Annotated in this window: 23 protein-coding genes; 6 read left to right on the forward strand and 17 right to left on the reverse strand. The window is 72.0% G+C overall.

The features are described 5' to 3' along the window. Positions 1–7 precede the first annotated feature (7 nt). A complete protein-coding gene (locus BG418_RS18965) occupies positions 8–1,492 on the reverse strand; it encodes an amino acid permease (RefSeq protein WP_188275096.1) in 1,485 nt (494 codons plus the stop codon). A gap of 362 nt (positions 1,493–1,854) precedes the next feature. Between BG418_RS18965 and BG418_RS18970 the strand changes: the two genes are divergently transcribed. After that, complete coding sequence (locus BG418_RS18970; protein WP_188275097.1) at positions 1,855–2,838, forward strand: GDSL-type esterase/lipase family protein; 984 nt, start codon at positions 1,855–1,857, stop codon at positions 2,836–2,838. A 129-nt stretch (positions 2,839–2,967) separates the two neighbouring features. On the opposite strand, the gene BG418_RS18975 is transcribed toward BG418_RS18970, so the two are convergent. The 3 genes from BG418_RS18975 to BG418_RS18985 all read right to left on the reverse strand — a co-directional run bounded on the left by BG418_RS18975 (position 2,968) and on the right by BG418_RS18985 (position 5,318). Further along, complete coding sequence (locus tag BG418_RS18975; RefSeq protein WP_223185092.1) at positions 2,968–4,449, reverse strand: GuaB1 family IMP dehydrogenase-related protein; 1,482 nt, start codon at positions 4,447–4,449, stop codon at positions 2,968–2,970. A 99-nt stretch (positions 4,450–4,548) separates the two neighbouring features. Beyond that, on the reverse strand, positions 4,549–4,893 hold the full coding sequence (locus BG418_RS18980) for a barstar family protein (RefSeq protein WP_188275099.1): 345 nt from the start codon (positions 4,891–4,893) through the stop codon (positions 4,549–4,551). Continuing rightward, positions 4,890–5,318 carry a ribonuclease domain-containing protein gene (locus BG418_RS18985; RefSeq protein WP_188275100.1) on the reverse strand — a complete coding sequence of 143 codons (429 nt, stop codon included), beginning with the start codon at positions 5,316–5,318 and terminating at the stop codon, positions 4,890–4,892. The genes BG418_RS18980 and BG418_RS18985 overlap by 4 nt, the downstream gene beginning before the upstream one ends. Before the next feature lie 59 nt (positions 5,319–5,377). Here BG418_RS18985 and BG418_RS18990 point away from each other — a divergent pair, with 59 nt between their 5' ends. From BG418_RS18990 to BG418_RS19000, 3 genes are read left to right on the forward strand one after another with little or no spacing between them, the layout of a single operon-like run. After that, entirely contained in the window at positions 5,378–6,922 is a 1,545-nt protein-coding gene (locus BG418_RS18990; protein WP_188275101.1) for an ATP-dependent DNA ligase, read from the forward strand. Between the two features lie 5 nt (positions 6,923–6,927). Beyond that, entirely contained in the window at positions 6,928–8,256 is a 1,329-nt protein-coding gene (locus tag BG418_RS18995) for a glutamine synthetase family protein (RefSeq protein WP_188275102.1), read from the forward strand. Further along, positions 8,257–9,402 (forward strand): amidohydrolase family protein, encoded by a 1,146-nt coding sequence (locus BG418_RS19000; protein ID WP_223185094.1) that lies wholly within the window; start codon positions 8,257–8,259, stop codon positions 9,400–9,402. A 53-nt stretch (positions 9,403–9,455) separates the two neighbouring features. On the opposite strand, the gene BG418_RS19005 is transcribed toward BG418_RS19000, so the two are convergent. Together BG418_RS19005 and rpe are read right to left on the reverse strand one after the other, a co-directional pair. Continuing rightward, positions 9,456–10,508 carry a sugar-binding transcriptional regulator gene (locus BG418_RS19005; RefSeq protein WP_188275103.1) on the reverse strand — a complete coding sequence of 351 codons (1,053 nt, stop codon included), beginning with the start codon at positions 10,506–10,508 and terminating at the stop codon, positions 9,456–9,458. 79 nt (positions 10,509–10,587) lie between these two features. Then, a complete protein-coding gene (gene rpe / locus BG418_RS19010) occupies positions 10,588–11,271 on the reverse strand; it encodes a ribulose-phosphate 3-epimerase (protein WP_188275104.1) in 684 nt (227 codons plus the stop codon). A gap of 180 nt (positions 11,272–11,451) precedes the next feature. On the opposite strand from rpe, the gene BG418_RS19015 reads away from it, so the two are divergent. Beyond that, positions 11,452–13,635, forward strand: coding sequence for an MMPL family transporter (locus BG418_RS19015; RefSeq protein ID WP_188275105.1), 2,184 nt, complete (start codon positions 11,452–11,454; stop codon positions 13,633–13,635). 40 nt (positions 13,636–13,675) lie between these two features. On the opposite strand, the gene BG418_RS19020 is transcribed toward BG418_RS19015, so the two are convergent. Further along, entirely contained in the window at positions 13,676–15,130 is a 1,455-nt protein-coding gene (locus tag BG418_RS19020; protein WP_188275106.1) for a transcription antitermination factor NusB, read from the reverse strand. Between the two features lie 98 nt (positions 15,131–15,228). Then, positions 15,229–16,158, reverse strand: coding sequence for a methionyl-tRNA formyltransferase (fmt, locus tag BG418_RS19025; RefSeq protein WP_188275107.1), 930 nt, complete (start codon positions 16,156–16,158; stop codon positions 15,229–15,231). Between the two features lie 311 nt (positions 16,159–16,469). On the opposite strand from fmt, the gene BG418_RS19030 reads away from it, so the two are divergent. Continuing rightward, positions 16,470–17,000 (forward strand): hypothetical protein, encoded by a 531-nt coding sequence (locus tag BG418_RS19030; protein ID WP_188275108.1) that lies wholly within the window; start codon positions 16,470–16,472, stop codon positions 16,998–17,000. A gap of 160 nt (positions 17,001–17,160) precedes the next feature. Here BG418_RS19030 and BG418_RS19035 read toward each other — a convergent pair whose 3' ends face one another. The 9 genes from BG418_RS19035 to BG418_RS19075 all read right to left on the reverse strand — a co-directional run. Then, a complete protein-coding gene (locus BG418_RS19035; RefSeq protein ID WP_188275109.1) occupies positions 17,161–19,311 on the reverse strand; it encodes a primosomal protein N' in 2,151 nt (716 codons plus the stop codon). 120 nt (positions 19,312–19,431) lie between these two features. Further along, positions 19,432–20,640, reverse strand: a complete 1,209-nt coding sequence (gene metK, locus BG418_RS19040) for a methionine adenosyltransferase (RefSeq protein ID WP_188275110.1) — start codon at positions 20,638–20,640, stop codon at positions 19,432–19,434. 241 nt (positions 20,641–20,881) lie between these two features. Next, positions 20,882–22,099 (reverse strand): bifunctional phosphopantothenoylcysteine decarboxylase/phosphopantothenate--cysteine ligase CoaBC, encoded by a 1,218-nt coding sequence (gene coaBC, locus BG418_RS19045; protein WP_188275111.1) that lies wholly within the window; start codon positions 22,097–22,099, stop codon positions 20,882–20,884. Positions 22,100–22,177: 78 nt separating this feature from the next. Further along, positions 22,178–22,450 (reverse strand): DNA-directed RNA polymerase subunit omega, encoded by a 273-nt coding sequence (gene rpoZ / locus BG418_RS19050; protein ID WP_003970369.1) that lies wholly within the window; start codon positions 22,448–22,450, stop codon positions 22,178–22,180. 27 nt (positions 22,451–22,477) lie between these two features. After that, positions 22,478–23,071 (reverse strand): guanylate kinase, encoded by a 594-nt coding sequence (gene gmk, locus BG418_RS19055; RefSeq protein WP_188275112.1) that lies wholly within the window; start codon positions 23,069–23,071, stop codon positions 22,478–22,480. 38 nt (positions 23,072–23,109) lie between these two features. Then, the gene (locus tag BG418_RS19060) at positions 23,110–23,433 is read right to left on the reverse strand and encodes an integration host factor (RefSeq protein WP_188275113.1); all 324 of its coding nucleotides are present in this window, start codon (positions 23,431–23,433) and stop codon (positions 23,110–23,112) included. Positions 23,434–23,709: 276 nt separating this feature from the next. Continuing rightward, positions 23,710–24,564 (reverse strand): orotidine-5'-phosphate decarboxylase, encoded by an 855-nt coding sequence (gene pyrF, locus BG418_RS19065; protein WP_188275114.1) that lies wholly within the window; start codon positions 24,562–24,564, stop codon positions 23,710–23,712. Beyond that, positions 24,561–25,670: a quinone-dependent dihydroorotate dehydrogenase gene (locus tag BG418_RS19070; protein ID WP_188275115.1), complete on the reverse strand. Its 1,110-nt coding sequence runs from the start codon at positions 25,668–25,670 to the stop codon at positions 24,561–24,563. The genes pyrF and BG418_RS19070 overlap by 4 nt, the downstream gene beginning before the upstream one ends. A 56-nt stretch (positions 25,671–25,726) precedes the next feature. Then, the coding region (locus BG418_RS19075) for a hypothetical protein (RefSeq protein ID WP_188275116.1) at positions 25,727–25,971 on the reverse strand (245 nt) is incomplete at its 5' end.

Genomic DNA, 25,971 nt, shown 5'->3' on the forward strand with positions numbered 1-25,971 from the left:
GGGTGGATCACTTCTCTGCGGATACGGTGTCCGAGGCCGTGGCCAGTCGGGAGCGGCGGATGCCGTATCCGAAGTAGATCACGAGACCGGCGGCCATCCAGTATCCGAAGTACTGCCATGTGATGCCGGAAAGGTTCCACATGAGGTAGCCGCAGGTGGCGAAGCCGAGGATCGGGACGACCCAGCCGAGCGGCACCCGGAACGTGCGCGGCATGTCGGGGCGCGTCCTGCGCAGGACGATGACCGCGATGTTGACCAGCGCGAAGGCGAAGAGCGTGCCGATGCTGGTGGCGTCCGCGAGGTTGCCGAGCGGCACGGCGGCGGCGAGCACACCGCAGAACAGCGAGACGACGACCGTGTTGGCGACCGGCGTGCCGCTGCGCGGGCTGACCTTGGCGAACACCTTGGGGACCAGACCGTCGCGGGACATCGCGAAGAGGATGCGGGTCTGGCCGTACAGCACGGTCAGGACGACGCTGGCGATGGCGATCACGGCGCAGGCCGCGAGCAGCGTGGCCCAGAACGAGTGGCCGGTGACGTCCTTCATGATTCCGGCGAGCGCCGCCTCGGAGCCCTGGAACTGCTTCCAGGGGCGGGCACCGACCGCGACGAAGGCGACGAGGACGTACAGCGCGGTGACGATGACCAGCGAGAGCATGATCGCGCGCGGCAGGTCCTTCTTGGGGTTCTTCGCCTCTTCACCGGCCGTGGAGGCCGCGTCGAAGCCGATGTAGGAGAAGAACAGCGTGGAGGCGGCGCCGCTGATACCGGCCCGGCCGAGCGGCATGAAGTCGGAGTAGTTGCCCGACTTGAAGCCCATGAAGCCGATCACGCAGAAGAGCACCAGGGCGGCGATCTTCACGCCGACCATGATGGTGTTGGCGCGTGCCGACTCGCGGGCGCCGCCGAGCAGCAGGCCCATCGCGAGGACGACGACGAGCAGGGCCGGCAGGTTGAATATCCCTCCGTCGCCGGGGGGCGCGGACAGCGCGTCGGGGATGGTGACGCCGATCGTGCCGTCCAGGAACTCGTTGAGGTACTGCCCCCAGCCGACGGCCACCGCCGCCACCGAGACTCCGTACTCCAGGATCAGACACCAGCCGCAGATCCAGGCGACGAGTTCGCCGAGCGTTGCGTAAGCGTACGAGTACGAGGAGCCCGCGACGGGGATGGAGCCCGCGAGCTCGGCGTAGGAGAGCGCCGAGAAGAGTGCGGTGAGTCCGGCGAGCACGAAGGAGATCGTGACGGCGGGTCCGGCCTTGGGGACGGCCTCGCCGAGGACGACGAAGATGCCGGTGCCGAGCGTGGCGCCGATGCTGATCATCGTCAGCTGCCACATGCCGAGGGTGCGGCGCAGAGTGCCGCCCTCGCCCTTGCCACCCTCGGCGACCAGCAGTTCTACCGGCTTGCGCCGCAGCAGCGGATTGCCGGGTCGCGGGGCCCCGGTGGTCGGTGCTGCTGCGGAGGGGGGCGCTGTGCCGTGGTCCAACACTTCAGAGGGCTCCTTGTCGCTGCCTGGGGACAGCGACGACCGCGACGTTCCGGCCTTCGCGCACGAAGGGGCAAATCGGGCATGACTGAAGCACACCGTGGCCGGTACCGCCGAGCAGGCGGTCGCCGCCACTCCACGTATCGCGAGAACCATACGAGGTTCCGCTTCTCAGTCGTAATGCAGCAACCTTGCGCATCGGTGAATGATCATTGCGCACAAGGGCGACGCATGGGTGTTTGTTGCGCATCAGCGTTCGATCCATGCGTCAAGGGGCTTTGTCGTGGGGCTTCGTCGTGGGGCTACATCGTTCGCGGGCGGCGGGGTAGGAGTGGGGTCCGTGCGGGCGGCGAAGGAGGCGTTCGATGACCTGGCTGGACCCGGAGCCGTTTCTGCGCGGAGTGGCCTGGCGGGACGCGTCGGGGCGGGCGGTCCGCGCCGATCCGGCCGACCTGGCCCGGCTGCCCTGGGCCACCGCCGAACGGGCCGGACTGCCGATAGGAGTACGGCTGGAATTCGCCGCAGAGGGGGCGTCGGCGGTCGAGATCCGCTACCGCGCGGCGGTGCCCGCGCCGGGCGAGTCCCTGTCCGCGCTGGCCCACACCTTCGCGCTCTGGGCGGACGGCGGATGTGTGCGCGAGACGACGGTGGCACCGGCGAGGGAGGCGGTCGCACGCCTCCAACTCCCTGGCGCGGACGGCCAGTTCACAGTCCATCCGCCCGAGGCCATGGCGCCCGTGGTCCTGGCCGTGCGCGGCGTCGGCGGCACGCTCGCGCCCGTGCCCGCAGCGCCCCGCTGGCTGGTGCACGGCGACTCCATCACCGAGGGCTGGTGGTCGACCCGCCCCGCCCACGCCTGGCCCTCGGTGGCCGGACGCGCGCTCGGCCTGGACACCGTCAATCTGGGGTACGCGGGCGGCGCACACGGCGAACTCGCCACCGCCGAGCAGCTGGCCGCCCTGCCCGCCGACGTCCTGACCCTGGCGTTCGGCACCAACTGCTGGTCGGGCGCGCCCTGTTCGGCGCGGCGGCTGTACGCGCGGACCCGGGACTTCCTGTCCATGGTGCGCCGCGGCCACCCGCACACGCCTCTGCTGCTGATCTCCCCGCTACTGCGCCCGGCGGCCGAGCAGACGCCGAACACGGTGGGGGCGACGCTGACGGAGCTGCGCGGGGCGATGGAGGACGCGGCGCGGGATCGCATCGCAGACGGCGACAGCCACCTCCACGCGCTCGCCGGCCGCGACCTGCTCACCCCGGCAGACCTGACGGACGGCCTGCATCCCGACGACAGGGGGCATCGGAAGATCGCAGCGGCGGTGACAGAGGCCCTGGGGCCCCACGTATGAGAGATGGCCCCCGCGCACAGCGCGGGGGCCATCTCTTTAGGGGTGCGGGGCTGTGACATTGTGCGGCTCCGCCGCGTGGGCGCGACCAGCCACAGCGGACCCGCAGACGAATAACCGGCCCCCGGAGCACTAGCTCCAGCTGGCGTGCAGAGGCTTACCCTCCGCGTAACCAGCGGCGGACTGGATCCCCACGACGGCCTTCTCCTCGAACTCGGCCAGCGAGCTCGCGCCAGCGTACGTACAAGACGACCGCACGCCCGCGATGATCGAGTCGATCAGGTCCTCGACGCCCGGCCGGGTCGGGTCGAGGAACATGCGCGAGGTGGAGATGCCCTCCTCGAAGAGCGCCTTGCGGGCGCGGTCGTACGCCGACTCGTCGCTGGTGCGGTTGCGGACCGCGCGCGCCGAGGCCATGCCGAACGACTCCTTGTACAGGTGGCCCTCGGCGGACTGCTGGAGGTCGCCCGGGGACTCGTACGTACCGGCGAACCAGGAGCCGATCATGACGTTGGAGGCACCGGCGGCGAGCGCCATGGCGACGTCGCGCGGGTGGCGCACTCCACCGTCGGCCCAGACGTGCTTGCCGTACTTCTTCGCCTCGGCGGCGCACTCCAGGACGGCGGAGAACTGCGGGCGGCCGACACCCGTCATCATCCGGGTGGTGCACATGGCGCCGGGGCCCACGCCGACCTTGATGATGTCGGCGCCCGCCTCGATGAGGTCCTTGACGCCCTCGGCGGCGACGATGTTGCCCGCGACGATCGGGACCTGCGGGTCCAGGCCGCGGACGGCCTTGATCGCGGAGATCATCGACTCTTGGTGGCCGTGCGCGGTGTCGACCACGATGGTGTCGGCGCCGGCGTCCAGGAGCTGCTTGGCCTTGCCCGCGACGTCGCCGTTGATGCCGACGGCGGCGGCGATGCGCAGCTTGCCGTTGGCGTCGACGGCCGGGGTGTACAGGGTCGCGCGCAGGGCGCCCTTGCGGGTGAGGATGCCGGCCAGGCGGCCGTCCTTGTCCACGGCCGGGGCGTAGCGGCGGTTGGCGTTGTCGAGCTTGTTGAACGCCTCGCGCGGGTCGATGTCCGCGTCGAGCAGCAGCAGGTCCTTGGACATGACCTCGGAGAGCTGCGTGAAGCGGTCGACGCCGGTCAGGTCCTCGTCGGTGACGACGCCGACGGGCCGGTGGTCGCCGTCGACGACGACGCCCGCGTTGTGGGCGCGCTTGGGCAGCAGCGCCAGCGCGTCGGCGACGGTCTGCGTCGGGGCGAGGACGATCGGGGTGTCGAGCACGTGGTGGCGCGTCTTGACGCAGGTGATGACGTCGGTGACGACCTCGATCGGAATGTCCTGCGGGATGACGACGAGCCCGCCGCGGCGGGCCACGGTCTCGGCCATGCGGCGGCCCGCGATCGCCGTCATGTTGGCGACGACGAGCGGGATCGTGGTGCCGGTGCCGTCGGGCGAGGAGAGGTCCACGCCCTGGCGGGAACCGACCGCGGAGCGGCTCGGCACCATGAACACATCGTCGTACGTGAGGTCGTACGGCGGCTTGATGTCGTTGAGGAAACGCACGTGCAGAACATCCCAGTCGATCGGAGTTACCCCAGGCATTTCAGCCGGGGCCAAACGCACGTACTTCATTGTCCCATGTCGACACGATTGCGCTGCCCGGGCCGATCGTCCAGGACTCGGGCAGGGCGCCTGGTGCGATCATCCGAAGGCGCCGAGCGCGAGCACCACGGCGAGGGTGCCGTCGGCGCCCGTGACGGCCGCCTCGGCCAGCACCTCGCGTGCGGTCAGCCACTCGTCCGGCTGCGCCTTCTCGTAGTCCTGCCAGCCGGTCACGACCAGCAGCCGACCGGGCCGGGCGGGGCCCCAGTCGGGGTCGCCCAGGCAGTCGGCGAGGGCGTCCCAGTTGCGGCCGAACCACTCCGGCAGCCGCAGCGCGCGGGCGCAGCGGTCCATGAAGCCCGCCTTGTCGCCGACCCCGGTGAGGTCGAGGACGTCGACCTGCCAGCCACTGGCCCGTACGCCGTCGAACGCGTCGGCCGTCATCGCAGCACCGCCTTGAACGTCTTGTAGTGGTCGCCGGTGTAGTAGATCTCGCCACTCTGGCCGCTGATCAGACGGCGGGTGCCCCGGTCGCGCGACTTGGGGGTGATGACGGTGTACTCGTGGTAGTAGCCGCGCTTCTGCTGCGGCAGGGCCTTCTCGAAGTTGCCGAAGACGGTGCCGTCCTTGGCGTACGGGAACGGGCCGCCCTGGTCGATGAGCTTCAGGGTCTGCTGCGCCTCCGTCGGCAGCTGCGCGGCGCGGACCGTGGCCATGCCCTTGACCCAGCCGGGTGTCGCGGCGGCGCTGGAGGCGGTGGATCCGGATGGTTTCACGTCGTGCTTCGACTTGCCGCCGCAGCCCGTGAGCAGCAGCGCCAGACACGCGAGCAGGACGGGGACGGTCGTTCGGGCGTACCTGGTGAGCATGCGCACGATGGTCCCATCGCGGGACTGCGGACGCGAACCCGCCGGGTGACGATGGGGACATGCTCCTCGCCGACGTGGCCAGAACCTCCCGGGAGATCGCGGCGACGTCCTCCCGTACGGAGAAGTCCGCCCTGCTCGCCGGGCTGTTCCGGGACACCGCGCCCGACGAGGCGGCGCTGGTGGTCACCTATCTCGCCGGACGGCTGCCGCAGCGCCGCACCGGGCTCGGCTGGAGCACGCTGAAGGACCGCCCGCCGCCCGCCGAGACCCCCACTCTCACGGTCCGCGAGGTCGACGCGACCCTGGACCGCGTGTCGGCCGTCGCCGGAAAGGGCGCGCAGGGCGAACGCGGGCGGCTGGCCCGGGAGCTGATGGCCGCCGCCACCGAGGACGAGCAGCGCTTCCTGTTCGGCCTGATCACCGGCGAGGTCCGCCAGGGCGCCCTGGACGCGGCCGCCGTCGACGGGCTCGCCGAGGCGACCGGCACCTCGGCGGCGGATGTACGGCGCGCGGTGATGCTGGGCGGCTCGCTGGGCACGGTCGCCGAGGCGCTGCTCGGCGGCGGCGCCGAAGCGCTTGCCGCGTTCCGGCTCGATGTGGGCCGTCCCGTCCTGCCGATGCTGGCGCAGACCGCCAAGGACGTGGACGACGCGCTCGACCGGCTCGGCCCGTGCGCGGTGGAGGAGAAGCTGGACGGGATCCGGGTCCAGGTGCACCGCGACGGCGACGAGGTGCGCGTCTTCACCCGTACGCTGGACGACATCACCGACCGTCTGCCCGAAGTGGTGGCCGCCGCACGGGAGTTGACGGCCGGGCGGGCGATTCTGGACGGCGAGGTGATCGCGCTCGACCCCGAGGGGCGGCCGCGCCAGTTCCAGGACATCGCGGGCCGGGTGGGCTCCCGGCTCGATGTGGCGGGTGCGCAGGCCCAGCTGCCACTGTTTCCGGTCTTCTTCGACCTGCTGTACGTCGACGGGCGCGACCTGCTCGATCTGTCGGTACGCGAGCGCGGCGCCGAGCTCGCCCGCGTGACGCCCGAGCCCCGACGCGTACGCCGGGTGACGGTCGAGGATCCGGGCGATCCCCAACAGCGCGAGGCGGCACGGGAGTTCGCGGCCCTGACATTGGAGCGCGGTCACGAGGGCGTGGTCGTGAAGGAGCTGGAATCGGCGTACAGCGCGGGCCGCAGGGGTGCCGCCTGGCTGAAGGTGAAGCCGGTGCACACGCTCGACCTGGTGGTGCTCGCCGCCGAGTGGGGGCATGGGCGACGCACCGGAACGCTCTCCAACCTGCATCTGGGCGCGCGCCGCCCGGACGGCTCGTTCGCCATGCTGGGCAAGACATTCAAGGGCCTGACCGATGCCCTGCTGGCCTGGCAGACGACACGGCTGCGGGAGTTGGCGGTGGCCGAGGAGCCGTGGGGTGTGCGGGTTCGGCCGGAACTCGTCGTCGAGATCGCCTTCGACGGGGTGCAGAGATCGTCCCGCTACCCGGAGGGGGTGACACTGAGGTTCGCGCGGGTAGTGCGCTATCGCGAGGACAAGAAGGCCTCGGACGCCGACACGGTCGCGGCAGTGGTCGCGCTGCGCGCCGGGAGGGATTGAATCAAGTGCGGTCGCAACAGACACGGGAACACGAGCAGCGGGCACGACAGGAGGCGGCACGGCTGGGCGCGGAGGGGGTCCAGGCGGTCGCGCTGACCTTCGTGGACAACGCGGGCATCGCCCGGGTGAAGGCCGTGCCCACGGCCCGTCTCGCCGCCGCCGTCGCGCGCGGGGTCGGCGCGTCGCCGTGCTTCGACGTCTTCCTGGTGGACGACTCGGCCACCGCCAGCCGCGACAGCGGCGGCCCGGACGGCGATCTGCGGCTCTTCCCGGACCTGGACCGGCTGACCACGCTCGCCGCGCAGCCCGGCTGGGCCTGGGCGCCGGTGGACCGCTACGACCAGGCGGGCGCCGAACACCCGGGCTGCCAGCGGCTGTTCGCCCGCCGGATGACCGAGCGGGCCGCCGAGCGGGGCATCTCGCTGCGGATGGGCTTCGAGACGGAGTGGACGGTCTCGCCCACCCTCGAAGGCCCGGCGTACGGCATGGCGCGGCTGGTGGAGCGGTCCGCGTATATGAACGATGTGGTCACCGCACTGGTGGACCAGGGCGTCAAGGTGCTCCAGATCCATCCCGAGTACAACGAGGGCCAGTTCGAGGTGTCGGTGGCGCCCAGCGATCCGGTGGGCGCGGCGGATCTGGCGGTGCTGGTGCGCGAGACGATCCGCGCGGTGTCCGTACGGCATGAACTCACCCCCTACTTCGGCCCCATCGTCACGGCGGGCGGCGTCGGCAACGGCGGCCACCTCCACCTCAGCCTGTGGCAGGACGGCCGCAACCTGTGCCGGGGCGGCGACGGCCCGTTCGCCATGACCGCCACCAGCGAGGCGTTCCTGGCGGGCATCCTTGCGGCCCTGCCCGCCCTCCTCGCCGTCGGCGCCCCCTCCCCCGCCAGCTATCTGCGCCTGGAACCCTCCCGCTGGGCCGGCGCGTTCCAGTGTTGGGGGCTGGAGAACCGGGAGGCCGCCCTCCGCTTCATCGCGGGCGCCCCCGACGACCCGGACGCGGCCAACGCCGAGGTCAAGTGCTTCGACCCGGCTGCCAATCCGTACCTCGTGGTCGGCACGGTGATCGCGGCGGGCCTCGCGGGACTGGACGCCAAGGCGTCGCTGCCCGAGCCGGTCTCGGGCGACCCGGCGCGCGACAGCGGCCAGCGGCGCCTGCCCGCCTCTCTTCCGGAAGCGCTCGCCCACTTCATCGCCTCGGACATGCTGCGCGAGGCCATGGGCACCAGGCTCTTCGAGGCGTTCGCGGCCGTGCGGCACGCGGAGGCGGCCCTGTTCGAGGGCAAGTCCCCGCAGGAGATCGCGGACGCGACGCGGGGACGGTACTGAATGGCCCACGAGACGCCCGGGATGCCCCATGAGACGCCCGGGGAGATCCCGGAGGGCACGCTCCTGGACCACCACTGCCACGGAGTGCTGCGCACCGACCCCGACCTGGGCGCCTTCGAGGCGTTCCTGACCGAGGCGGACGCGCCCGCCGCGCCCGGCACCAGCTTCTTCGACACGCAGCTGGGCTTCGCGGTGCGCCGCTGGTGCCCGCCGCTGCTGGGCCTGGAGCCGCACAGCTCGCCGGAGCGCTATCTGGCCCGGCGGCGCGAGCTCGGCGCCGTGGAGGCGACGCGACTGCTGCTCGGCGGCAGCGGCATCGGCGGCTACCTCATGGACACCGGACTGCCGGGCGACCTGACGACCCCGGGCGAGCTCGCCGAGCTCAGCGGGGCCCCGGTGCACGAGATCGTCCGGCTTGAGCTGCTGGCCGAGCGGGTGGCCAACACGGCCCGGGACGCGGACCGCTTTCTCGCCGAGCTTGCGGCGGCGATCCGGTCGGCGGCGACGCAGGCCGTCGGCTTCAAGTCGGTCGCCGCCTACCGGCACGGCCTGGATCTCGCCCCCGAGCCGCCCGCGCTGGCCGATGTGCGCGACGCCGCCGCGAAATGGCTGAAAAAACGTCCGGCGGGCGGCCGTCTGACCGATCCGGTGCTGCTGCGCCATCTGCTCTGGTCGGCGGTGCACACCCGCCTGCCGCTCCAGCTGCACACCGGTTTCGGCGACCCGGACCTACGGCTGCAGCGCTGCGACCCGCTGCTCCTGACCGACTTCATCCGCGCCTCGCGCGCGTCGGGCACCCCGCTGATCCTGCTGCACGGCTACCCGTACCACCGCAATGCCGCCTATCTCGCCCATATCTATCCGCATGTGTACGCGGACATGGGCCTCACCCTGAGCCACACGGGCGCCCGCGCCGGGGCCGTACTGGCCGAGATGCTGGAACTCACCCCGTTCGGCAAGCTCCTGTTCTCCACCGACGCGTACGGGCTCCCCGAGCTGTACGTGGTCGGGGCCCGCCTCTTCCGGGAGGGCCTGGACGAGCTGCTGGCCGCGTGGACGGCGTCGGGGGCGTGGTCGCGGGGCGACGCGGCCCGGGTGGAGCGGCTGATCGCGGCGGACAACTCCCGCCGGGTGTACGGGATTTAGCCGGTACGGCTCACCGGGTGCCCTGGGTCGACAGACCCCGGGCACCCCAGGGCTCAGTCACCGTCCGGGTCCGCACGGTCGAGCGCGGGGCGGGGCTGCGGCCCCGTCTCGTGCAGCAGGAAGTCCGCCGCGGCCGTGTCCGTGACCAGGCTGGTCACCAGGCCGGACCGGAGCACCGCGTCGATCGCCGACGCCTTGCGCTGGCCCCCGGCGATCGCGACGACCTCCGGGATCCGGCGCAGCCGGTCCGCCTCGACGGTGATGCAGCGCTCCCCGAGGTCGCGGCCGACCCGGCGGCCGTCGGCGTCGAAGAGGTGCGCGGACATCTCGGCCGCGACGCCGAGCGAGGCGTAGTGCGCCCGCTCCTCGTCGGTCAGCATGTCGTGCACCGTCGAGATGCCCGGCTCCCACGACCCGATCGAGACCGCGGCGACCGTTACCTTGTCGAAGTACTCGAAGGCCCGCGCGATCCCGGTCTGGTTGCGCAGCGCGGCCGCGGTGGCCGCGTCCGGCAGCAGCATGGGCGCGTAGATCGGGTGGGCGTCACCGCCGGACACCTGGGCGGCACGCCGTACGGCCTCGACCGAGCCGCGCTCTGCGGTGCCCGCGTCGTACACACCGGTGAGCTGCACGACCGTGCACGGGGGCAGCCGGTCCAGGGCCGCCGCCATGTGGATGGTGGACCGGCCCCAGGCCAGGCCCAGCACATCGCCCTCGCTGACCAGCTCGCCGAGCAGGTCGGCGGCCACCTCGCCCAGGTTCTCCGGGTCCGGCGACGACTCGTCCTCGCCGGCCTCCGGGGACTCGACGACGACCGCGTGCCGCAGCCCGTACCGGGCGCGCAGCGCGTCCGAGCGCTCCGCGTCCAGCTCGGCCGGGACACGGATCTCGATCCGGACCAGGTCGCGCTCCAGGGCGGTCTCCAGGACCCGGGCCACCTTGAAGCGGCTGACGCCGAACTCCTCGGCGATCTGGATCTTGGATTTGCCCTCCAGGTAGAAGCGGCGGGCCATGGCCGCCGCCTGCACCAGCTCCGCGGGTCCCATCCGCAGGGCTGACCGACCCGCCGACATTGCAGACACCGCGATCTCCTCACTGCTGTTCACACTCTGGACTCGCTGTTCATCCTGTCAGATCCAACGGTCCTTGATCAGCCCCGTAGGGCCGCGTTCACCGAGCCGTGGCTCAGTGGCCGCATGCCCATGGGGCGCTCGCCGTGCTCTGTTCCGCCATGTTGCGCAGGGTACGCACCGCCTCGGCGGGGTCCTTCGCTCCGTATACGGCCGAGCCCGCGACGAAGACGTCCGCGCCCGCCTCCGCGCAGCGCTCGATGGTGGTGGCCGAGACGCCGCCGTCGACCTGGAGCCACAGTTCGAGGCCGTGCTTGGAGATCAGCTCCCGGGTGCGGCGGATCTTCGGCAGCATGATGTCCAGGAACGGCTGACCACCGAATCCGGGCTCCACCGTCATGATCAGCAGCATGTCCAGCTCGGGCAGCAGGTCCTCGTACGGCTCGATGGGCGTGGCGGGCTTGAGCGCCATCGACGCCCGTGCCCCCTTGGCCCGGATCTCCCGCGCCAGCCGTACGGGCGCTGCGGCGGCCTCGGCGTGGAAAGTGACCGATCCGGCCCCCGCCTCCACGTACTGCGGGGCCCATCGATCCGGGTCCTGGATCATCAGATGGCAGTCCAGCGGGGTCTCCGTCGCCCGGCTGAGGGATTCCACGACCGGCACGCCGAGCGTGAGGTTCGGCACGAAGTGGTTGTCCATGACGTCCACGTGCAGCCAGTCGGCGCCTTCGACGGCCTTGGCCTCCTCGGCGAGGCGCGCGAAGTCGGCGGAGAGAATGCTGGGGTTGATCTGAGCCATGCCCCAAGCCTGCCATGCCTCGCACCACTTGCCTGCCACGGTACGGATTCGGGGCCGCCGACCTGTCCGACGTACACCTGTCCTACGACTCGCCGGACCGGGACGCTCCGTGCAATCCTGGTGATTCAGGCCATCTCGGGAGCGGCACCCCGCGCCGAACGCGGGGCCATGGGGGACGTGATGTCCGACGCTCACACTCACCAGAACCGCGATCAGGAACGCCCCGGAGCGACCGGGCAGGGCCCGGGCCCGCGCGGGGTGGCATGGCTGGTCTGCGGACGCCGTACGAAATGGCTCGTCCTGATCCTGTGGCTGATCGTCGTCGCGGTCGCCTTCCCACTGGCCCAGAAGCTCACCGACGCCCAGGACAACGACGCCACCTCGTGGCTGCCGGGCAGCGCCGAGTCCACCCAAGTCTTCAACTCCGCAAAGGCGTTCAGGCCCGAGGAGGTCCCGGCGATCGTCGTGTACGCGCGCGACGGCGGCCTCACCTTCGCCGACAAGCAGAAGATCAACACGGACGCGGCGGCGATGCGCGCGCTGAGCGCGGACGGGATCCAGGGCGCCCGCGTCCAGGGCCCGCAGTTCGACGCCAAGGCCACGGCCGCGCAGATCCTCGTGCCGATCAAGCTGGACAAGAACGGCTGGAACCACATCGCGGACGCGGTCGACAAAGTACGCAACCAGTCGGGCACCACGCAGAACGGGCTCCAGGTACACATCACCGGCCCGGGCGGCGTCTCGGCCGACTTCGCCAAGGCCTTCTCCGGTATCGACTCGACGCTGCTCTTCTCGGCGCTGTCGGTGGTCGTGGTGATGCTCCTGATCACGTATCGCAGTCCGACGCTGATCCTGGTGCCGGTGATCTCGGTGGTCTGGGCGCTCTCCGCCGCGCAGGCGCTGATCTATCTGCTGGCCCGGCACGCGGGTCTGACCGTCAACGGGCAGAGCGCGGGCATCCTGACCGTGCTCGTCTTCGGCGCGGGCACCGACTACGCGCTGCTGCTCGTCTCCCGCTACCGCGAGGAACTGCGCCGCCACGACGACCGGCACGAGGCGATGGCACTGGCCCTGCACCGGGCCGGACCCGCGGTCCTCGCCAGCGGCGCCACGGTCATCCTCGGCATGCTGGTGCTGATGACCGCCGAGATGAACTCCACCAAGGGGCTCGGCCCGGTCGCCGCCATCGGCGTCGGCGTGGCGCTGCTCGCCATGCTCACGCTCTTCCCGGCCCTCCTGGTGATCTTCGGCCGCTGGATCTTCTGGCCGGCCCGGCCCGTCTTCGGCTCCCCCGACCCGACGGCCCACGGCGTGTGGGCGCGCGTCGGCGGCCGGATCGCGGTCCGTCCGCGCACGGTCTGGGTCACCACCGCCGTGATCCTCGCGGCCCTCTCCTTCGGCCTGTTCCAGCTGAAGGCGAACGGTCTGAGCAACGCGGACTCCTTCACCGGCAAACCCGACTCGATCGTCGGCCAGGAGGTGCAGGCCGCCCACTTCCCGGCGGGCAGCGGGGACCCGCTGGTGATCGTCGCCTCGGCGGACAAGGCGGCGGACGTCGGCCGCGCCGTCGCCGCCACCCCGGGCGTGGTGCCCACCTCGATCGGTACGCCCCCGGGCACCGCCGCCGAGCACGACGGCAAGGTCCTGCTCGAAGCCACCATGACCGCGCGCCCGGACAGCTCGGCCGCGCACCAGACGGTCGTCCGCGTACGGGACGCGGTCCACGCGGTGCCGGGCGCCGACGCCAAGGTGGGCGGCGGCACGGCCTCCGTCCTGGACATGGAGAAGGCCACCACGCACGACAACAAGCTGGTCATCCCGCTGGTCCTCGTGGTGGTGCTGTGCGTCCTGGGGATCCTGCTGCGGGCGCTGGTGGCGCCGCTGCTGCTCATCGTGACGGTGGTGCTGTCGTTCGCGGCGGCGCTGGGCGTGAGCGCGCTCGCGTTCCGCCATGTCTTCGACTACGCGGGCGAGGCCACCGACTTCCCGCTGTTCGTCTTCGTGTTCCTGGTCGCCCTGGGCATCGACTACAACATCTTCCTGTCCACCCGCATCCGCGAGGAAGCCGCCCGCCAGGGCACCCGTCCGGGCGTCGTCACCGGCCTGGCCGCCACCGGCGCCGTGATCACCTCGGCCGGTCTGGTCCTGGCGGGCACCTTCGCGGTCCTGGGCACGCTGCCGATGACGGGCTTCGCCGAGATCGGCTTCGCGGTGGCGCTCGGCGTCCTGCTGGACACCTTCGTGGTCCGCTCGATCCTGGTGACGTCGCTGTTCCTGGACGTGGGGCGGAAGGTGTGGTGGCCGCACCGGTTGTCGCACGAGCGCGAGGAGGTGGCGGTGGCCCCGGACCGGACCACCGCCTGAGCGGCCCGCGTGCGGACCGCTTTTGAGCCTGTAGGCCTGGTCAGGCCGTACGGCGAAGCAACGCCAGATACATCGCGTCCGTCCCGTGCATATGCGGCCACAGCTGGACGTCGGGCCCGTCGCCGAGGCCCGCGACGCCCGGCATCAGGGGCCGTACGTCGATCCACTCGGCCTCCACGGGCGCACCGCCGCGGCCCTTGAGGACGTCCTCCACCACGATCCGCGTCTCGGCGAGGTGCGGCGAGCAGGTCGCGTAACCGACCACGCCGCCCACCCGCACCGCCGACAGCGCCTCGCGCAGCAGCCCGCGCTGGAGCGGCGCGAAGCCGTCCAGGTCCTCCGGGCGGCGGCGCCAGCGGGCCTCGGGGCGGCGGCGCAGCGCGCCGAGGCCCGAGCACGGCACATCCATCAGGACGCGGTCGAAGGAGCCCGGCAGCCATGGCGGCCGGGTGCCGTCGGCCGCGATGACCTGGTACGGGCCGGGGTTCCCGGCCAGCGCGCGCTCCACGAGCCGGGCGCGGTGGGGCTGCTTCTCGGAGGCGAGCAGCGCGGCGCCGCGCTCGGCGGCCAGCGCCGCGAGCAGGGCCGCCTTGCCGCCGGGCCCCGCGCACCCGTCCAGCCAGCGCTCGTCGCGCCCCTCGATGGGGGCGTTCGCGAGTGCGACGGCTACCAGCTGGCTGCCCTCGTCCTGCACACCGGCCCGCCCGTCCTTGACGGCGTCGAGGGCGCCGGGCTCGCCGCCCTCGGCCATCCGTACCGCGTACGGGGACCAGCGGCCGGGCAGCCCGCCGTCCTCGCCCAGCGCGTCCATGAGCTCATCGGTGGTGGACCGGCCGGGGCGGGCGACCAGGGTCACCTCGGGCCGCTCGTTGTCCGCCTCAAGCAGGTCCTCGATGCCCGCGCGGCCGCCGCCAAGGGCGTCCCACAGCGCCGAGACGACCCATCGCGGATGCGAATGGACGATGGCGAGATGGTCCTCGGCGTCCTCGTCGTACGGGGGCGCGACCTTCTCCAGCCAGCCGTCCAGATCGTTCGCCGCGATCTTGCGCAGGACGGCGTTGACGAACCGGGCCCGCCCGTCGCCGAGCACCACGCGCGCGAGCTCGACGCTGGCGGAGACCGCCGCGTGACTCGGAATACGGGTGCCGAGCAGCTGGTGCGCGCCGAGTGCGAGTACGTCGAGCACTGGCGGGTCGACCTCGCGCAGCGGCCGGTCGATGCACTCGGCGATGATCGCGTCGTAGGTGCCCTGGCGGCGCAGCGTGCCGTAGACGAGCTCGGTGGCGAGCGCCGCGTCGCGCCCGTCGAAGTTCCCGCCCTCGCGCGCCTTGCGCAGCAGCGGCGGCAGTACGAGGTTGGCGTATGCGTCCCGCTCGTCCACCGCGCGCAGCGCCTCGAAGGCGAGGATGCGGACGGGGTCCTTCTTGGGGCGGCGGTACGGCTTGCCGCCGCCCTTGCCGTTGTTCTGGGGACGGCTGCGCGGCTGATCGTTCACGTGAAAGGTGCTCCGCTGGTCAGATGGTGCGAACCCGACCAGCGTACGACTGTTGACCGCGCGCCCCCACCCGGGTCGCACCCCCGGGGCGGCCTGGGTCAGCCGACGTGCTCGCCCGGCGCGATGCGCACGCCGCGCGCCCAGTCCGCGCCCTTCATCGGCTTCTTGCCCTGCGGCTGGACCCAGAGCAGCTCGACGGCGTGCGAGCCGGTGCCGACGTACACGTTGTTCTTGCCTGCGGACAGCTCGCCCGGGGCAAGGTCCGTACGGTCCGCGACCGGCACCGCCTGGACCAGCTTCAGGCGCTCGCCCCGGAACACGGTCCAGGCGCCCGGGGCCGGGGTACAGCCGCGCACGACCCGGTCGACCCGCAGCGCGGGCGCGGACCAGTCGATCTGCGCGTCCTCGACGGTGATCTTCGGGGCGAGCGTGATGCCGTCGGCGGGCTGCGGAACGGCCTTGAGCGTGCCGTCCTCGATGCCGTCCATGGTCGCGGCGAGCAGCCCGGAGCCCGCGAAGGCGAGCCGGGTCAGCAGATCGCCGCTGGTGTCGGTGGGGCGTACGACCTCGGTGACCGTCCCGTACAGCGGACCCGAGTCGAGCCCCTGCTCGATCAGGAACGTCGAGGCTCCGGTGATCTCGTCGCCCGCCATCAGCGAGTGCTGCACGGGGGCGGCGCCGCGCCACGCGGGCAGCAGCGAGAAGTGCAGATTGACCCAGCCGTGGGCCGGGATGTCGAGCGCGACCTTCGGGAGCAGCGCCCCGTACGCGACGACCGGGCAGCAGTCCGGGGCGATCTCGCGCAGCCGCGCCAGGAACTCCTCGTCACGCGGCTTCACCGGCTTCAGCACCTCGATGCCGACCTCCTCCGCGCGCTGGGCGACGGGGCTGGCCACCAGGCGCCGGCCGCGCCCGGCGGGAGCGTCGGGCCGGGTCACCACGGCGGCGACCTCGTGCCGGCCGGAGGCGATCAGGGCGTCCAGGGCGGGGACGGCGACCTCGGGGGTGCCTGCGAAGACGAGCTTCACTGCGGGATACCTCGCTTTGTAGAGAGCGGCGCCAGTCTATGGGGTGTCAGGCCCGCAGGCCTGATCCGGTGGTGGGTCCGCGGATGAGGCCGAGGGGGTCCGACGGCGGGTCGGACGACGGGTCGTGTGGAGGGTCGCGTGGCGGGTCGGACGGCGGGGGCGTACGAAGCGTCGTGCGCCCTCTGCATATGCCCATACGCCCCCGCAGCGTGACCACAACACCAGGTGGCGCGTTGGTCAAGAGAGATTGACCGAAACGGGCCGCGCTGCGGCCCATCCCTTTTCACAACGCCGGTTCGAGAGGCTTGTTCATGGCCGACCACGCAACCCACGACGCCCAGGCACGGGCCAGTCTGCACCTGTTGGTGCGGGACATCGAGCGGGTCCGCCGGCAGGTGGACGCGCTGCGCACCCTCACCGCGCAGCTCGGCAACGTCTACCGCCCGCGCCGCTCCGGCCCCTCCACGGGCTTCGTCGTGTACGGGCGCGCGCCCGCCCCGACCGTCCGGCTCGCCCAGGAGCTGCGGGACAGCGTCGAGACCCTGGTGACCGCCGCGGTCGACTTCGACCGCTCCCTGGGCTTCTCGTGGGACGCGGTGGGCTCGGCGCTCGGGGTCACCAAGCAGGCGGTGCACCGGCGTTACGGGGCACGGCGCGCCGCGGCCCAGGCCGCCGAGGCCGAACGTCCCGCCGAGGCGACCGTGCCGCGCGCCCTGCCGGTCCCGGCCGGGGTCCCCGCGGTGCCCGCCGCGCGCTCGATGCCGCCCCAGCCGACGGCGACTTCGCAGTCGCTGCGCGAGGAGGCCCGCGCCACCGCGTTCCCCGGCCCGCGCAACGGCTGACCTCGCCACCCCTTCCCGTGCCCCTGTCGTACGTGACGTACGCCGGGGGCACCCGTCTGTGCGGCGGCGGTCGTCCGTAGGTGAGGGCGGGTCGTCCGGTAGCAGCCGAGGGCGGGCCGTAGCGGGGCACCCCTCCGGATCGGCCGCCAGGCAGCGCCGCTCAGCCGATGTCCGGCGGGTCCACCCTGATCCGCACCGGATCGCCGCCCCCGCGCGCGAGGCGGCCCGCCTGGGCGGTCTTCAGTGCCGCGGCCAGGGCCGAGCCGCTGCCCGGGGGCACCCGTAGCAGCGCCCGTTCCCAGACCTCGCCGACCGGCGGGGCGCCGGGGCGCCGCACCCGGCCCGGCTCGGTCGCAGGCACGGGAACCGGCCCCAACACCTGGGCGTCGGGCGGCAGTTGAGCACTCGCCAGATACGCCTCCACGGCCTCCGGGCGGCCCGTCACCTCGGCCATCCGGGAGACCGGCGGGAAGCCCAGCTCGGCCCGTTCGGCGAGTTCGCGCAACGCGTGGCCGACCGGGTCCCAGCGGACCAGCGCCTGCACGGGCCGCAGGGTCGGCTCGGCGACGACGACCACCGTGCCGCCGTCCTCCTGCCCGCGCACCAGCGACGCCGCCCCGATCCAGCGGCGCAGCGCCTCCTCCCCGGCCCGCAGATCGGGCCGCCCGAGCATCGCCCAGCCGTCGAGCAGCAGGGCCGCCGCGTAACCGCCCTCGGCGACCGGCTCGGCGCCGGGTGTGCAGACGACGAGCGCGGGCCGTCCGGGCACGCTGTCCAGCACATGGTCGCGCCCCGACGTACGCACCGGCACCGCCGGGAACGCCCGCCCCAGCTCCTCCGCCGTGCGCCGGGCGCCCACCACGCTCGCGCGCAGCCGTACGCCCCCGCACTCCGCGCAGTGCCAGTCGGGCTCGCCTCGCCCGCACCACCCGCACGTCAAGTCCCGCTCGTCCGGCGCCTCCAGGGGCCCCGAACAGTGTCGGCACCGCGCGGGCGCGCGGCAGCGCTCACAGGCCAGCCGGGGCACATAGCCCCGCCGGGGAACCTGCACCAGGACCGGCCCGTGCTTGAGCCCTTCCCGGACGGCCTGCCAGGCGAGGCTGGGCAGCCGCGCGGCCCGCGCCGCCTCGTCCCGGGCCAGCTCGCCGTCGCCGACGGTCCGCACCAAGGGGGCTGCGGCCCGTACGGTGGCGCGGTCGGCGACCAGCGGCGCCGCCCAGCCGCTCTCGACGAGCTGGGCGGCCTCGACCGTACAGCTCGTACTCCCCAGCAGGAACGCGCACTTGTCGTGGGCGGACCGCAGCTCAAGCACTTCTCGTACGTGGGGGAAGGGCGCGTGGTCGTCGCTGTGGCTGGAGTCGCCGTCCTCCCAGACGACCACCAGGCCGAGGTTCTCGACCGGCGCGAACATCGCGGCCCGCGTCCCCACCACGGCCCGCACCGAGCCCCGGCGCACGGCCAGCCACTGCCGGTAACGCTTCTCGGGACCGGACTCGGCGGTCAGCAGCGCATGCCGCCCCTCGCCGAGCAGCGCCGTCAGCGCGGCGTCGAGGCGCCCGGCGCTGCGCCCGTCGGGCACCACGACCAGCGCACCCCGCCCACCCGACAGGGTCGCCGCGACGGCCCGCGCGATCTCCTCGGCCCACGCGGGCCCGGGCAACGCGGTCCACACGGCCCGGGGCGCCCCGCCCGCGGCGAGCGCCCGCACAAACGCCTCCCCGTTCCCGTACCGCCCCCACGTCCCCGCATCCGGCACCGGGGGCGCCTGCGGCGCGGGGGGCGACGGCTTGCCTTCAGCCCGCCCGTTGCGAGGCGGCACGGCGAGCTGCAGCACATCGGCGAGGCTGCCCGCGTACCGGTCGGCCACGGCCCGGGCGAGCGCCAGCATCGCGGAGCTGAGCACCGGCTCCGGGGACACCACTCCGGCCAGCGCGGCGAGCGGCCCCGAGTAGTCGGACTCGGCCACCCGCTCGACCAGGAACCCGTCGATCAGCCCGCCGCCCTCGCGCCGCCCGTCCCGCACATTGCGCGACCCGGCCCCGAACCGCACCCGCACCCGCACCCCCGGCTGCGCGTCGGCGTCGAGCTCCTTGGGCACGGCGTAGTCGAAGAACCGGTCGAGATGCACCCCGCCCTTGTCCACCACGACCCGGGCGACGGGCAGCACCTCGGCCAGCGCGGCCCCCCGCCAGGTGCGCGGCTTGGCCTTGGGCACCTTGGCCTGGCGCACGGTCTCCCGAATGAGCGCAAGCTGCTCCGCCCCACCGCCCCCCACGGCGCCCCCACCCGCCTTCTCGTTCTCGCTGCTCACACCCAAATTCCTACCAGACGGCACTGACAGCGGTGGTCGCCGAGCAGGTCGGGCGAACGCACGGCAGCCCCGGACCACCAGGTCCGGGGCTGCCGTGAGAGAGGCGTATGACCTACGGGCCTACAGGCCCGCCGCCACGCGCAAGGCGTCGACGCGGTCCGTGCGCTCCCACGTGAAGTCGGGGAGCTCGCGGCCGAAGTGGCCGTAGGCGGCCGTCTGGGCGTAGATCGGGCGGAGCAGGTCGAGGTCGCGGATGATCGCGGCCGGGCGCAGGTCGAAGACCTCGGCGATGGCGGTCTCGATCTTGTCCGTGTCGACCGTGGCGGTGCCGAAGGTCTCGACGAAGAGACCGACCGGCTCGGCCTTGCCGATCGCGTACGCGACCTGGACCTCGCAGCGGGCCGCGAGGCCGGCGGCGACGACGTTCTTGGCGACCCAGCGCATCGCGTACGCGGCCGAGCGGTCGACCTTGGACGGGTCCTTGCCCGAGAAGGCGCCGCCGCCGTGGCGGGCCATGCCGCCGTACGTGTCGATGATGATCTTGCGGCCGGTCAGACCGGCGTCGCCCATCGGGCCGCCGATCTCGAAGCGGCCGGTCGGGTTGACCAGCAGGCGGTAGCCGTCGGTGTCCAGCTTGATGCCGTCCTCGACGAGCTGCTTGAGGACGTGCTCGACGACGAACTCGCGGATGTCGGGCGCGAGCAGCGAGTCCAGGTCGATGTCCGACGCGTGCTGCGAGGAGACGACGACGGTGTCGAGGCGGACGGCCTTGTCGCCGTCGTACTCGATGGTGACCTGGGTCTTGCCGTCGGGGCGCAGGTACGGGATGGTCCCGTTCTTGCGGACCTCGGACAGGCGGCGCGACAGGCGGTGCGCCAGGTGGATCGGGAGCGGCATCAGCTCGGGCGTCTCGTCGCACGCGTAGCCGAACATCAGGCCCTGGTCGCCGGCGCCCTGCTTGTCGAGCTCGTCCTCGTCGCCCTCGACCCGCTTCTCGTACGCGGTGTCGACACCCTGCGCGATGTCCGGGGACTGCGCGCCGATGGAGACCGAGACGCCGCAGGACGCGCCGTCGAAGCCCTTCTTCGACGAGTCGTACCCGATCTCAAGGATCTTGTCGCGGACGAGCTGGGCGATCGGCGCGTACGCCTTGGTCGTGACCTCACCGGCCACGTGGACCAGGCCCGTGGTGATCAGGGTCTCCACGGCGACCCGGGAGGTCGGGTCCTCGCGCAGAAGCGCGTCGAGGATCGTGTCGCTGATCTGGTCAGCGATCTTGTCGGGGTGACCCTCGGTCACAGACTCCGAGGTGAACAGACGACGGGACACAACGCTCCCTGGGGTTGCAGCGGCTGCTGGCTGATCATGGGTGGGACGGGCCGGGAGCTGCGCCCGGCGTCGTTCCACCACCAGTTTATCGGTCGGTACCGGTCGACGGACCACTTGTCTCGCACAATGAAAGCTCTGTGACCTGCGACACCGCATTCTGCAGTACGAAGATCTGCCCTCACCAGAGGCTCCGGTACCTGATTTTGGCGGGTTTCGGGCGCCCGGAGGGGCGAACGTGAATTTACGCGAAACGCGGGACGACAAGATCCCACACCACGTCCGCCAGCATTTCCTTCGGGCCGTACGGAACGGGGGTCTCGGAGCCGTCGGCGGCCAGGACGACCGCCTCGTTCTCCTCCGAGCCGAACGTCTTGCGCTCCCCCACCTCATTGACAACCAGCAGGTCACAGCCCTTTCGCTGCAACTTCTGGCGTCCGTTGGCGAGCACGTCGTCGGTCTCGGCGGCGAAGCCGACGACCACCTGGCCGGGGCGCGGACGATCGCGGGAAAGCTCGGCGAGAACGTCGGGATTACGGACGAGAGTGAGCGGCGCGGGCTCCTCGCCGTCCTTTTTCTTGATCTTCCCGGCGGCGTACGACTCGGGCCGGAAGTCGGCCACGGCGGCGGCCATGACCACCGCGTCCGCGTCGGACGCGGCCTTGAGAACCGCCTCCCGCAGTTGAACGGCGGTGCCCACATGGACCACGTCCGCGCCCGCCGGATCGGGCAGCCCGGTGTTGGCCGCGATCAGCGTGACCCGGGCTCCCCGGGCGACGGCGGTGCGCGCCAGGGCGTACCCCTGCTTTCCGGAGGAACGGTTCCCCAGATAGCGGACCGGGTCCAGCGGCTCACGCGTGCCGCCCGCGCTGACCACCACATGGCGGCCTTCCAGATCCCGCTCGCCGGTGCCCCGCGCGAGCACCCGGCGGCAGACCTCGAAGATCTCGGCGGGCTCGGGGAGGCGCCCCTTGCCGGTGTCGACGCCGGTGAGGCGGCCGACGGCGGGCTCGATGACGACCGCGCCCCGGCGGCGCAGCGTCGCCACGTTCTCCTGGGTCGCGGGGTGCTCCCACATCTCGGTGTGCATCGCGGGCGCGAAGACCACCGGACAGCGGGCGGTGAGCAGGGTGTTGGTGAGGAGGTCGTCGGCGAGGCCGTGGGCGGCCTTGGCCAGCATGTCGGCGGTGGCAGGGGCCACCACCACCAGGTCGGCCTCCTGGCCGATCCGCACGTGCGGGACCTGGTGGACGTCGTCCCAGACCTCGGTGGACACGGGGTGCCCGGAGAGCGCGGACCAGGTGGCGGCTCCCACGAAGTGCAGCGCCGACGCGGTCGGCACCACCCGGGTGTCGTGCCCGGACTCGGTCAGCCGGCGCAGCAGCTCGCACGCCTTGTAGGCGGCGATCCCGCCGCTGACCCCCAGAACGACCTTCGGCTTGTCCACCGCGTCTCCCCGCATTCGGATACGTACTCCCCAATGACACACCACAGGCCCGGCAGTCGCGCTGCCGGGCCTGTGGTCACACGTACGGAGGCCTTACTGGGCCGGGCCCTCGATGGCCTCGGAGGTCAGCAGACCCGCGTTGATCTCGCGAAGCGCGATCGAGAGCGGCTTCTCGTGGACGTGCGTGTCCACGAGCGGACCGACGTACTCCAGCAGGCCTTCGCCGAGCTGCGAGTAGTACGCGTTGATCTGGCGCGCGCGCTTGGCGGCGTAGATCACGAGGCTGTACTTCGAGTCGGTTGCTTCAAGCAGCTCATCAATCGGCGGGTTGATGATGCCCTCGGGCGTGGTGATGGAAGAGGACACTCTCTGCCTTCCGAAGGGGATTAAAGATCAAAGAACTTTCATCAAGGCTAGCAGCTCACGAGCCACGTCCTCGACGGAGGTATTGACCAGGGTGGTATCGAACTCGGCCTCGGCGGCCAGTTCGACCTTCGCGGCGGCCAGCCGACGCTCGATCACGTCGGGCGCCTCGGTCCCGCGGCCGGTGAGCCGGCGGACCAGCTCGTCCCAGCTCGGCGGGGCCAGGAAGACGAGCAGCGCCTCCGGCATCGACTCGCGCACCAGCCGGGCGCCCTGGAGATCGATCTCCAGGAGGACCGGCTCCCCGGCCTCCAGACGCTCAAGGACGGCGCGGCGCGGCGTGCCGTAGCGGTTGCCCGCGAATTCGGCCCACTCAAGAAGCTCGCCATTGGCGACCATCTTGTCGAATTCCTCGTCGTCCACGAAGAAATAGTGGACGCCGTGGCGCTCGCCGGGGCGCGGCTTGCGGGTCGTCGCCGACACCGAGAGCCAGACCTCGGGGTGGACCTTGCGCATATGAGCGACGACCGTGCTCTTGCCGACCCCTGACGGGCCGGAGAGCACGGTCAGCCGCGGACGTGCGTCCGGGGGTACGGGGGATGACCCCCGGGGTGCTACTGCCATGCAGCGATTATTCCAGCTTCCCGGGGGTGCCCGGAACGTCAGGCCCCGGCGCCGCCGAACTCACGCTCAAGGGATGCGATCTGGTTGGAGCCGAGACCCCGCACACGGCGGCTCTCGGAGATCCCCAGCCGCTCCATGATCTGCTTGGCGCGGACCTTGCCCACGCCCGGCAGGGACTCCAGGAGCGCGGAGACCTTCATCTTGCCGATGACGTCGTTCTTCTGTCCCTGCTGGATGACCTCGTGGAGGGAGGCACCGGAGTGCTTGAGTCGATTCTTGACCTCGGCCCGCTCCCGGCGAGCCGCGGCGGCCTTTTCGAGCGCGGCTGCGCGCTGTTCAGGGGTAAGGGGCGGAAGAGCCACGCCTACGTCACCTCGGATGTCGAACTGTCGGATACGGACCGGTGAGGAACCTAGTCGCCCCACACCAGGCGAGCAACGAGCGACGCACAATGCCCGTTCGCTCGTCGCTGCTCTCGTCGGAGACTAGCGGCCTGGACCGCTCCAGTCAGCGAGAACAAGCGAAAAGTCCTGGTCAGCCTCTGTCGACCAGGACATTCGCGACATAACACCCGGGTTTTGGGTAAGGAATGCGTCAACATTCGACGCCCGAGTCCGAATGCCGGACCCCGAAGACCGTCAGGCCGAGGCCACGGCGGTGCGGATCTCGTCCGCGAAGAGGGCCGCGGACTCGCGCAGGGCGCCGGCGTCGGGACCGTGACGCAGAACACCCCGGCTGACGTTCGGGACGACGTTGCGGACGGCCGCGCCGAACACCGCCGGAAGGTCGGAGGCCTTGGCACCCTGCGCCCCGATGCCCGGAGCGAGCAGCGGGCCGTTGATGTCCAGGTCGAATGTCGACAAGTCGCCAAGGGTCGCCCCGACCACCGCGCCGAACGAGCCCATCGGGGCCGCGCCCGCGTTCTCGTCCGCCAGGTGCGCCAGCATCGTCGCGCCGATCGTGCGGCCGTCCTCGCGCACCGCGCGCTGGACCTCCGCGCCCTCCGGGTTGGAGGTGAGGGCGAGCACGAAGAGCCCGGCGCCGCTCTCGCGGGCCAGCTCCACCGCGGGCTTGAGGGAGCCGTAACCGAGGTAGGGCGAGACGGTGAGCGCGTCCGAGAACAGCGGCGAGCTCGGCCGCAGGAACGTCTCGGCGTACGCGGCCATCGTGGAGCCGATGTCGCCGCGCTTGGCGTCCATCAGGACCAGCGTGCCGGCCGCACGGGCGTCCGCGACGGTCTTCTCCAGGACCGCGATGCCCCGCGAGCCGAACCGCTCGAAGAAGGCGGCCTGCGGCTTGAAGACGGCGACGTGGTCGGCCAGCGCCTCCACGACCGTGCGCGAGAACCGCTCCAGACCCGCGATGTCGTCGTTCAGACCCCAGTCGGCGAGCAGCGAGGCGTGCGGGTCGATGCCGACGCAGAGCGGGCCGCGCTCGTCCATCGCGCGGCGCAGGCGCGCGCCGAAGGGCTCCAAGGTGCTGCTGGTGCTCATGCGTCGGCCTTTCGGGTGTCGGCGCCGACGGCCTCGGCGAGGGTGGCGTACGGGGAGGCGGCGAGCCGGGCCGCGAGGCCCTTGTGGATCGCCCGGCCCCAGAAGGGGCCCTCGTAGATGAACGCGCTGTAGCCCTGGACCAGGGTGGCCCCGGCGAGGATCCGCTGCCAGGCGTCCTCGGCGCTCTCCACGCCGCCGACGCCCACCAGGGTGATCCGGTCCCCCACGCGCGCGTAGAGGCGGCTCAGGACCGCCAGGGAGCGCTCCTTGAGCGGCGCGCCGGACAGCCCGCCCGTCTCCTTCACCAGCGCCGGGTCCGAGGTCAGGCCGAGACCCTCGCGCGCGATGGTGGTGTTGGTGGCGATGATGCCGTCCAGACCGAGCTCGACCGCCAGGTCCGCGACCGCGTCCACGTCCTCGTCCGCGAGGTCGGGGGCGATCTTGACGAGCAGCGGCACCCGCCGCGAGGTCACCGTGCGGTCGGCGGCCTCGCGCACGGCCGTCAGCAGCGGCCGCAGCGACTCGGTCGCCTGGAGGTTGCGCAGCCCCGGAGTGTTCGGCGAGGAGACGTTCACGACCAGGTAGTCGGCGTACGCGGCCAGGCGCTCGGTCGACTTCACGTAGTCGGCGGCGGCCTCCGCCTCGGGGACGACCTTGGTCTTGCCGATGTTGACGCCGACCGTCGTACGGAAGACGGCCTTGCGGGCCGCCAGGCGCTCGGCCACGGCCGCCGAACCCTCGTTGTTGAAGCCCATGCGGTTGATCAGCGCGCGGTCCGGCACAAGGCGGAACAGCCGCTTCTTGGGGTTGCCCGGCTGGGCCTCACCCGTGACCGTGCCGATCTCGATGTGGTCGAAGCCGAGCATCGCCATGCCGTCGATCGCCACGGCGTTCTTGTCGAAGCCGGCGGCGAGACCGAACGGGCCGTGCATCCGCAGCCCGAACGCCTCGGTGCGCAGCTCCTTGTAGCGGGGCGCGAGCGCGGCCGCGACGAGCGTGCGCAGCACGGGCACGCGGGCCGCCAGACGGATCCAGCGGAAGGCTATGTGGTGGGCCTGCTCCGGGTCCATCCGCTTGAAGACGAGATTGAAGAACAGCTTGTACATGTCGGTGTCCTCATGCGGAGGGGGACACCGTTTCCGGTGTCCCCCTCGGGCGGTTGCTAGTCGCGGGCCGCGGTCAGGTGTTCCGCGTGTTCCTGGAGCGAACGGACGCCCACGTCACCGTGGTTGAGCGCGTCGATGCCCTGGACGGCTGCTGCGAGTGCCTGGACGGTGGTCAGGCAGGGGACGCTGCGGGCGACGGCTGCGGTGCGGATTTCGTAGCCGTCGAGGCGGCCGCCGGTGCCGTAGGGGGTGTTGACGATGAGGTCGACCTGGCCGTCGTGGATGAGCTGGACGATGGTCT

The organism is Streptomyces sp. CBMA152 (assembly GCF_014596475.1).
Lineage (GTDB): Bacteria > Actinomycetota > Actinomycetes > Streptomycetales > Streptomycetaceae > Streptomyces.

Bases quoted from the DNA above. Each gene is read 5' to 3' on its own strand.
- BG418_RS18970 (WP_188275097.1), top strand. From the start codon at position 1,855: ATGACCTGGCTGGACCCGGAGCCGTTTCTGCGCGGAGTGGCCTGGCGG.
- BG418_RS19015 (WP_188275105.1), top strand. From the start codon at position 11,452: ATGTCCGACGCTCACACTCACCAGAACCGCGATCAGGAACGCCCCGGA.
- BG418_RS18985 (WP_188275100.1), bottom strand. From the start codon at position 5,318: ATGCTCACCAGGTACGCCCGAACGACCGTCCCCGTCCTGCTCGCGTGT.
- BG418_RS18990 (WP_188275101.1), top strand. From the start codon at position 5,378: ATGCTCCTCGCCGACGTGGCCAGAACCTCCCGGGAGATCGCGGCGACG.
- BG418_RS18975 (WP_223185092.1), bottom strand. From the start codon at position 4,449: ATGCCTGGGGTAACTCCGATCGACTGGGATGTTCTGCACGTGCGTTTC.
- rpe (WP_188275104.1), bottom strand. From the start codon at position 11,271: ATGGCTCAGATCAACCCCAGCATTCTCTCCGCCGACTTCGCGCGCCTC.
- BG418_RS18980 (WP_188275099.1), bottom strand. From the start codon at position 4,893: ATGACGGCCGACGCGTTCGACGGCGTACGGGCCAGTGGCTGGCAGGTC.
- coaBC (WP_188275111.1), bottom strand. From the start codon at position 22,099: ATGCGGGGAGACGCGGTGGACAAGCCGAAGGTCGTTCTGGGGGTCAGC.
- pyrF (WP_188275114.1), bottom strand. From the start codon at position 24,564: ATGAGCACCAGCAGCACCTTGGAGCCCTTCGGCGCGCGCCTGCGCCGC.
- BG418_RS19030 (WP_188275108.1), top strand. From the start codon at position 16,470: ATGGCCGACCACGCAACCCACGACGCCCAGGCACGGGCCAGTCTGCAC.
- BG418_RS19070 (WP_188275115.1), bottom strand. From the start codon at position 25,670: ATGTACAAGCTGTTCTTCAATCTCGTCTTCAAGCGGATGGACCCGGAG.
- gmk (WP_188275112.1), bottom strand. From the start codon at position 23,071: ATGGCAGTAGCACCCCGGGGGTCATCCCCCGTACCCCCGGACGCACGT.
- BG418_RS19000 (WP_223185094.1), top strand. From the start codon at position 8,257: ATGGCCCACGAGACGCCCGGGATGCCCCATGAGACGCCCGGGGAGATC.